The 3,181-nt window shown below is 55.7% G+C and carries 4 protein-coding genes; all 4 read left to right on the forward strand.

Features of this window, described 5'->3' with window-relative positions; translation table 11 throughout:
- Positions 1–559, forward strand: a 559-nt coding sequence (locus KDK13_RS13540; protein WP_257285504.1) for a flagellar basal body rod C-terminal domain-containing protein, incomplete at its 5' end; no start/stop codon positions are given.
- Between the two features lie 13 nt (positions 560–572).
- The gene (gene flgG / locus KDK13_RS13545; RefSeq protein WP_257285506.1) at positions 573–1,355 is read left to right on the forward strand and encodes a flagellar basal-body rod protein FlgG; all 783 of its coding nucleotides are present in this window, start codon (positions 573–575) and stop codon (positions 1,353–1,355) included.
- Positions 1,356–1,368: 13 nt separating this feature from the next.
- On the forward strand, positions 1,369–2,064 hold the full coding sequence (locus KDK13_RS13550) for a flagellar basal body L-ring protein FlgH (RefSeq protein WP_257285507.1): 696 nt from the start codon (positions 1,369–1,371) through the stop codon (positions 2,062–2,064).
- Between the two features lie 173 nt (positions 2,065–2,237).
- Positions 2,238–3,181, forward strand: a 944-nt coding sequence (locus KDK13_RS13555; protein ID WP_257285508.1) for a flagellar basal body P-ring protein FlgI, incomplete at its 3' end; no start/stop codon positions are given.

Genomic DNA, 3,181 nt, shown 5'->3' on the forward strand with positions numbered 1-3,181 from the left:
GGCTGCCACTGATTTTACCAGTGGCTTTCTGAAACCCACCGGACGCCAGCTGGATATAGCCATTGACGGTGCCGGATGGTTAGTGGTGGAAGATGCCAGGGGGCAGGCAGGGCTGACCCGCAACGGTTTGCTCAGCCTGACCGCAACGGGAGAGGTGTTGACAGGCAACGGCGCCCGCGTCATGGGACAGGCGGGTCCGTTGACGGTTCCTGAGTTCAGCCAGCTGACCATTGGCAGTGAGGGCTCTGTCAGTATTATTCCGGCCGGTGGTCAGGAAGTTGAAGAGGTGGGGCGTATCCGCTTTGCCAACCCCCCGGTGAAAAACCTGATCCGGGGTCCTGATGGCCTGTTCAGGCTGGCGGACGGCAGTACACCAGTACCTGACCCACAGGTTCAGATGGTCAGCGGTGCGCTTGAAGAGAGCAACGTTGACCTGATGGCTGAGTACCTGAATGTTGTGGAAGCTGGAAAAACCATGGATCTCCATGTCCGTATGTTATCGGCCTTTGATCAGATGGCAGGGCGTGGCAATGAATTGCTGAACGTCACCCGTCGCTAATGAGAGAGTCCCTATGAACAGTCTGTGGATAAACCAGGGTGGCCTGACCCTGCAGGATGCCCGAATGATGGCCGCCTCCCAGAACCTCAGTAATATCAGCACCTATGGCTATAAAAAAGAACGGGTGGTGGCTGCAGATCAGTTTTATACCACCCTGAAACAGGCCGGAGCGATGGCCAACAGTACGGATGAACTGCCCAGCGGCTTACAGGTCGGTACAGGTGCCAGAATCACGGCCACCCAGAAAATATTTACCAATGGCAATATCCAGAATTCCGGTAACGCGCTGGATCTGGCTATTGTGGGCGATGGCTTCCTGCAGATTCAACTACCTTCCGGAGAGATGGCTTATACTCGCAACGGGCAGCTGCAACTCAATGCAGAAGGTGAAATCGTAATGGCCACCGGCCAGCCGATAGAGCCGGTGATCTCCATCCCAAGCGAAGCCCAGAACATCACGATTGGTCAGGATGGCACGGTATCCGTTGCCATGCCCGGCACCACGGATGCCCAGATTCTGGGGCAGATTTCCCTGGTTAATTTCATTAATCCCATGGGGCTGCAGGCCATCGGCGATAACTTCTATCTGGAAACCGCTGCCAGCGGTACCCCGGTGGAGGGCGTTCCCGGCACCAACGGTCTTGGTGAAATCCGGCAGTTTTCCCTGGAAGCCTCCAACGTGGATGTGGTGGAGGAGCTGGTCAATCTGATCATGATTCAGCGGGCTTATGAAATGCAGGCCAGGGCCATCGATGTTGCCAGTAATTCCCAGGAATACCTAGTGAAAAGCAGTTAACCGGATCTGACCCATGGGTAAAGTTGTCACATTGACGTTTTATTGGCTGGTCACAGCCCTGGTCACCGGGTTGCAGGGCTGTCAGGTGGTACTGCCACAGAACCAGCCCCTGGATGATCCCGATAATGACGGCGAACCGGTGCTTACCCGTGCCCTTGAGTCCCCCCCGGCACCGGCACCGGGCAGCCTTTACACCCATGCCACCAGTATGCGCCTCTTTGATGACCTGAAAGCTTACCGCCCCGGTGATATTCTGACTGTCATGCTGCAGGAGATGACCATCTCCAGTAAAAAGGCCAATACCAGCCTGGACAAAAACGCCAGCGCTAACATAGCGCCCCCTACGGTATTTGGAAAAAATTACTCGAAACTGGACATGCAACTCAGCGGCGCCCGAAACTTTGGCGGTAAGGCATCCACCTCCCAGCAAAACCATTTAACCGGTTCAGTGACCGTAGTCGTACAAAAAGTGCTGCCCAGCGGTGCGCTTTTCGTCAAGGGCAGCAAAATGGTCCGGCTTAATCAGGGTGATGAAGTCATCTATGTCAGTGGTGTAGTTCGTCCTGAAGACGTTTCCCAGGACAACCAGGTATCCTCGCAGCGTCTGGCCCAGGCAAAAATCAGTTATACCGGCCGTGGCGATCTGGCCCAAACCAACACTCAGGGTTGGTTCTCCCGTATCCTGAACAGTAGCTGGTTTCCGTTTTGAGCAGGTCAGGAAGCTGTCCGCAAATACACTGCCCCGGGTCGGTGGCAGCCAATGGGTCTGAAAAAACCGGTGTTGTCCGGCAAATCGCCTCACTTTTCTGCTCACAGAACCTCACTGCTCCAATCCGTTTTTTTATCATCAATAGTCTGTCCTCCCCCATACGGACGTTACTTTTGAAAAATCTCCCGGCCTGGCTGTTACTGGCCACGTTGGTTTTTCCGCTACCCGGCCAGGCCGTCCGTTTGGTGGATCTGGTTAATATGGAAGGCGTGCGCAGGAACCAGCTGATCGGCTATGGCCTGGTGGTTGGTTTGCAGGGTACCGGCGATCAGACCCGTCAAACTGTTTTCACCAGCCAGTCCATGGTCAACATGCTCCGCCAGTTTGGTATTCAGCTGCCCCAGGGCAGTGATCCACGGATGAAAAATGTTGCTGCCGTCAGCATCAGTGCCGACCTGCCCACTTTTGCCCGCCCGGGAACCACCATCGATGTGGTGGTTTCCTCGATTGGTGACGCCAAAAGTCTCCGTGGTGGTGTGCTTCTGGCATCACCATTACGGGGTATTGATGGCCAGGTGTATGCCCTGGCCCAGGGTTCCGTGATTGTCGGCGGCGTTTCTGCCCAGGGCGCTACCGGCACCCAGATCAATATCAATACAACGACGGTCGGACGTATTCCCGGGGGTGCCACCATTGAGCAGGCGATCATTCCTCCAGAGGTAACATCGGGTGTCGTACGACTGAATCTCAGGGAACAGAATTACAGCCAAAGCCGCTTACTGGTCAAGACGATCAATGATCACTTTGGCAGCCATATTGCCCAGGGAGTGGATGGCAGCCAGATCGAAGTCACTGTCCCCGGGGGACGGAATAACCTGGTGACGTTTCTGTCCATGCTGGAGACTCTGGATGTCCCACAGGGCGTGATGCCGGCCCGCGTTGTGATTAATGCCCGCACCGGGACCATCGTTATTGGCGACGATGTCCGCATTCGTCCGGTCGCGGTGAGCAACGGTTCCACCACCGTGAAAGTCCTGGAGCGTCCCAGCGTGATCCAGCCAAACCCGTTTACCCTTGGGACTCCGCAGGTTGAGGAGCAAAGTACCGTCGACATCAT

The sequence above is a fragment of the Endozoicomonas sp. SESOKO1 genome, assembly GCF_024606265.1.
Lineage (GTDB): Bacteria > Pseudomonadota > Gammaproteobacteria > Pseudomonadales > Endozoicomonadaceae > Endozoicomonas.